Annotated in this window: 4 protein-coding genes; 2 read left to right on the forward strand and 2 right to left on the reverse strand. The window is 68.3% G+C overall.

Annotated elements, in window-relative coordinates; translation table 11 throughout:
* A partial coding sequence (locus tag EFK10_RS23390; RefSeq protein ID WP_206305556.1) for a glycosyltransferase 87 family protein occupies positions 1–1,276 on the reverse strand: 1,276 nt, incomplete at its 3' end.
* A 482-nt stretch (positions 1,277–1,758) separates the two neighbouring features.
* Here EFK10_RS23390 and EFK10_RS47700 point away from each other — a divergent pair.
* Positions 1,759–1,926 (forward strand): hypothetical protein, encoded by a 168-nt coding sequence (locus tag EFK10_RS47700; RefSeq protein ID WP_164836126.1) that lies wholly within the window; start codon positions 1,759–1,761, stop codon positions 1,924–1,926.
* Between the two features lie 192 nt (positions 1,927–2,118).
* The gene (locus tag EFK10_RS23395; RefSeq protein ID WP_240677417.1) at positions 2,119–4,056 is read left to right on the forward strand and encodes a SpoIIE family protein phosphatase; all 1,938 of its coding nucleotides are present in this window, start codon (positions 2,119–2,121) and stop codon (positions 4,054–4,056) included.
* Between the two features lie 835 nt (positions 4,057–4,891).
* On the opposite strand, the gene EFK10_RS23400 is transcribed toward EFK10_RS23395, so the two are convergent.
* Positions 4,892–5,452, reverse strand: a 561-nt coding sequence (locus tag EFK10_RS23400) for an ATP-binding protein (RefSeq protein ID WP_164836127.1), incomplete at its 5' end; no start/stop codon positions are given.

Below are 5,452 nucleotides of genomic sequence, written 5' to 3' on the forward strand. Positions count from 1 at the left end.
CGCCACCCGGGCCGCCGCCCGTAGCGCTACCCGCACCGCCGCCGGGCCGGCCGCCCCCGCCCGGGCCACCGCCCCCGCCGGTGCCCCCGGGGAACCCGCCGCCCGACCCCATGTCGCCCATGTCGCCCTGCGTCGACAGGTATTGCCAGTACGCGCCGAAGGACGCCGTCTGCACCAGCACAGGCACGTACCACAGCCGACGAGGCAGGTGGAACGCCACCAGGACGCTGAACACGTCCGCGAGGTAGAAGTAGCGTTCGTGCATCGCCGGCAGCAGGTACGGCACGACGATGACCGAGGCGGATGCGAGCAACACCAGCCGGTTCTGGGTCAGTTCGGGCCTTCGCCAACCGATCCGCAGCGGCTCCTGCCTAGTGCGCCGCAGCGCGACCCACGCAGTCAGCGCCAGCACCACCAGGCCCGTGAGACCGATGCCCACTGTCCGCCAGGCGCCGGCGTCGGCGCCCGCCGTGACGTACTGGTAGATGTTGGGCGCGCCGAGGGTGAGGGACTGGTAGCTGTCCGTCTGCCGGGCGTAGATCGTCAGCAGGTCACCGGGCGACGCGCCGACCAGCAGTGCGGGAATGTCGAGGGCCAGGTATACCCCCGGTATGGCCAGAAGTGCCCGCCACGGCAGCCACTTGCAGAGGGCCAGGACGAGCAGAAGCGGGAAGATGAAGATCGCCTGGAGCTTGACGGACAGGGCGAGCCCGAAGAACACGCAGGCCCACCACGGGCGTCGGCGCACGACGAAGTAGAGCCCGCCCACCGCCAGAGAGCTGTAGATCGAGTCGGCCTGTGCCCACCAACCGCTGTTCGTGGCCACGGTCGGCAGGAGCAGCACAACAGCCGCGGCCGCGATCGGCTGCCAGGAATGTTTTCCGTAGCGCTGGGCCACGATGCGGTGGACGAAGAATGCCAACAGCAGGTCAAATGCGATCGAGATCGCCTTGACCCCTGCGAGCACCGGGACCGGCAGATAGGTCAGTATCGCCAGCAGATAGAGGTACGGGACGTTGTAGTCGGCGAAGCTGGTGTTCTTGAGGGCGCTGAACCCGCCGTTGGTGTCGATGTACGCGTACCAGCGGCTCACGAAGAAGTCGTAGTCTCCCGACTGGTACCTGTACATCGTGGCGCGCACCGCTAACGCGACGATCACAACCGCCGCGGTGAGGGCGATCCGGCCGCCCCGTTTCTCAAGGAGGCCGGTCCGCGCACTTTTCAGCGCATTGCGGATCGGGTCCGCTCGCTGGGTCGTAGTGGGGGCGTCGAGCATGTGGGGGGAGTGCCTTTCGCGGGGGGATTTCAAAGCGATGGGACTCTGATACCGCGAAGTTAGCGACCGAAAATATGAGCAACCTGAGAGCCAGGTGAAGGCTGCGTACACCGTCAACCTCCGCCGCCACCACCCGTCATGGCCCGTGTGGACATTGCTGGTTATGAGCGCCCTTACGGGATTTGGCGCTGATCCGGACGCTTCCGTCCACCTCGGATGACCCCTAGGGTGCCCGCATGTCCACAAGATCACGCAAGACCCTGATGGTGGCCGCCCGTTTGCTGATAGTCGCCGCATGCCTCGTCCTGCTCTGGAAGTCCCGCGGCGCCTCCTGGTCCGGCATCCTGCCCTGGGCCGGCGGCCTTGCCGTCATCTGGGCCGCGCTCACGAGCGTCCCCCCCGTCCCGGAAGCACTCTCAAGCCGAAAATCTAGGTCCCCTGGTTGATCGACTGATCCGGCACCGCCGCTCCACGGCGGGGTGGTGCTCAGCGGTATCTCGCTCATCGACGGCAGCTTCCCCCGCTCGTGCGACGGCCGGCACTGCTGGCCAATCCGCATTCCGGTCGAAGAGGTCATGACCATCAAACGCGACCTGGAAGGCTACGCACGCCGGCGAAAGGCCGAGCTGGACGCAGCCGACAGCATCTGATTTTCGCAGGGGTCGGATTCGTGGGGATGGTCATCACTTGTCCGATATGCGAGCCTGAAGAATGTGTCCGGGCTGCAGAAGTACCTCAAGGTGATTCACACACGGTCCGCAGAATGGGGCGTCTTCGCGCTGCTCCTTATCTGTACAGGATTGATCTCCGTCGCGCAGTTCTTGCTCGCGGGAGAGGGACTCGTGCGGTGGTCGGGGTACTCGGTGCTCATACCTTTTGTAGCCGGCGCGCTGCTCCGCTTCCGGCGAACCCTGATCGTGGCCGCCCTCACCCTGGCGACGACCATCGGCGTCTATGGGTTCGCGGTCGACAGCGTTTCCGTCGGCGGCCGCGTTGTCGTCATCACGGTGGTGGCTCTGGCGTTCGCGATCAGCCTCATCCTGTGTCGGGTCCGCCTGGAGCGGGAGAAACGTCTCAAACGGATGATGATCGCCCGGACGCGGCTTGACCTGCTGAGCGACGCCAGCACCCGCATCGGCAGCACCCTGGACGTGACGCGCACCGCTCAGGAACTCGCCGAGCTGGCCGTCCCCCAGTTCAGCGACTTCGCCTCCGTCGACCTGCTCGACTCGGCACTTAGCGGTGAGGGGCCGACCCCGGGAGCCTTCACCGGCCCCGTCGCCATACGCCGCATAGCCCACGCATCCGTCCTGGACGGCTGCCCCGAGGCCGCGCTTGAGCTGGGCGAGATCGACATTTATTCGGAGCTTTCCCCGCGTGTTCGCAGCCTGTTCACCGGCCGACCCGCCCTCGCCCACATCACGAACGACCCCGACTTCGACCACTGGCTCGCGCAGGACCTCAACCGCACCGCCCGGGCCCGCGACTACGGATTCCACTCGGTGATCACCGCGCCTCTGCGCGCCCGCGGAACCACCCTGGGCGTCGCGGTCTTCGTCCGTCATCGGCGGCCCGAGCCGTTCGATGACGACGACCTGCTGCTCGCCGGGGAAGTCGCCGCCCGCGCCGCCGTGTGCATGGACAACGCCCGCCGCTACACCTGCGAACGCGCCACCGCCGTGACCCTGCAGCGCAGCCTGCTTCCCCACCACCTTCCGGAGCTGCTGGCGGTGGAGACCGCCTACCGCTACCTGCCCACCGGCTCGCAGGCCGGCGTGGGGGGCGACTGGTTCGACGTGATCTCCCTGTCCGGGGCACGTGTCGCCCTGGTCGTGGGCGACGTGGTCGGCCACGGTATCCAAGCCTCCGCCGCCATGGGCCGACTGCGCACCGCCGTCCGTACCCTCGCCGACATCGACCTGCCACCCGACGAACTGCTCACCCATCTCGACGACCTCGTCATACGTCTCTCCGAAGAAACCGACGCAACCGACGGCGGACCCGGCGGCAACATGGTCGCCACCTGCCTATATGCGGTATACGACCCCATTTCCAGCCGCTGCAGCCTCGCGCGGGCCGGCCACCCCGCACCCGCCCTCGTCAGCCCCGACGGCACCGTCGACTTCCTCGACCTGCCCCCCTGCCCCCCACTGGGCCTAGGGGGCCTGCCCTTCGAATCTGCCGAACTGCAACTGCCTGAAGGCAGTGTGCTTGCCTTGTACACCGACGGCCTGGTCGAATCCCACCACCGAATCGACGAGGGGCTCGACGACCTGCGCCACGCGCTCTCGCTGCCCGCGCCGTCACTGGAAGCCGCCTGCGACACCGTGACCGAGACCCTGCTCACCGACCGACCCGCCGACGACGTCGCCCTGCTGCTCGTCCGCACCCGCACCCTGCCCCCGGACCGGGTCGCCACCTGGGACATCCCCGCCGACCCGGCCCTGGTCGTCCACGCCCGCAAACTGGCCGCCGACCAACTCGACAAATGGGGGCTCGCGGAAGCAGGGTTCCTCACTGAGGTGGTGGTCAGCGAGCTGGTCACCAATGCCATCCGCTACGGCGCCCCCCCAATCGAGCTGCGGATGATCCGCAACCGCACGCTGATCTGCGAGGTGTCCGACGCCAGCAGCACCGCACCCCATATGCGCCGCGCCGGGGTCTTCGACGAGGGCGGCCGCGGCCTGCTCCTGGTCGCCCAACTCACCCAGGACTGGGGCACGCGCCAGACCACTATCGGCAAAACCATCTGGTGTGAACAGGCACTACCTGCCGGCTAAGAGGCCGCGCAAATAGGTGGGGCGGGTGAAGGAGCGGGGCGAGGGGCAAGTCTGGCAAGGCGGAGGAGGGAGGCGACGCGGTGGGGGCACTCCCCCAGCCTTCGGCCGGGGGGACCCCCACCCAGCCGCCAGGCTGGGGGACGTCATCGACCGACGACAACGCCGCCAGGCGCCGCTCATCGGCACGCGACGCCGCCCCACCTATTCGCGCGGCCTCTAAAACGGGCCGCCGCACTCGCCCCTGCCGAACGTAGCTGGCCCGCGTTTCGCACAGCCTGACGGTCGACGCGCCGTCTCTCCGCCCGATCTGGCAACACCGTCCGTCGCCTGAAGCGCTGTTTGGACGCAATGAGGGAGATGCGGGCAGAACCCTGCAACTGGGCTCGGCCGGCGGGCGCCAACACTGTCGGCCACGAAGTCAACCGCAGGTCCGGCTCCCCGGGGGCTCTCCAGCTCCCGCCCGCCGCCTTCGCCGCGACCAGCTGCTCCAGCGCCGCGGCCTCTAAGCCAGCTCCTCGTCAGCGGGAGCCGACGCGATCAGGTCGAATGCCGCATCGACACTTCGTGCCGGCGCCGGGGTCGTCGCTAGTTTGGAAGATCCCGTATGCGAATGGGGGCTGACCTGCCAAGACGCTGATCTGCACGATCGTGTGCGACTCGCCGCTCTTCCCCCGTGACTCCTCGTGGCGTGCCCTCCCACGGGCACGCCACGGGCAACGGTCACCTTCTGATCCGTAGCTCTAGCCGAGTCGGGCGCCTGCGGTCCTACAGGTCACCATGTGACCCGTGGCGGACGATACCGGCCGTGGTCGGGGTCGTGGGGGGTTGCTGTACTTCACTGCTGTGCCGCGGGTGTGAGTTCCTGTTCGGCCCATACGGTTTTGCCGTCCGGTGTGTAGCGGGTGCCTCGTCGGTGGGAGAGTTGGGCGACGAGGAAGAGGCCGCGGCCGCCCTCGTCGGTGGTCCGGGCGTGGCGCAGGCGGGTGAGGCTGTTGCTGGTGTCGGAGACTTCGCAGGTCAGGACCTGGTGCCGGATCAGGCGCAGACGGACGGGGCCGGTGCCGTGGCGGATGGCGTTGGTGACCAGTTCGCTGACGATCAGCTCGGTGGTGGTGGCCAGGTCCTCAAGTCCCCACTTGGTCAGTTGGCGGAGGGTCAGGGACCGGGCGGTGCTGACGACGGCCGGGTCGGTGGGCAGGTCCCAGGAGACCACCTGGTCCGGGCTGAGGGTGCGGGTGCGGGCGAGGAGCAGCGTGACGTCGTCGCACGGCGCCCGGGTCGGCAGGGTGTCGAGCGCAGCCGAGCCGAGGTCTTCCAGCGGGAGGCGGGGGTGGGCGAGGGTGGTGGCCAGGCGGTGCATCCCGGTGTCGATGTCCTGGTCGCGGGTTTCGACCAG

The sequence above is a fragment of the Streptomyces soli genome, assembly GCF_003999195.1.
In the GTDB taxonomy this organism is placed as follows: Bacteria; Actinomycetota; Actinomycetes; order Streptomycetales; family Streptomycetaceae; genus Actinacidiphila; species Actinacidiphila soli.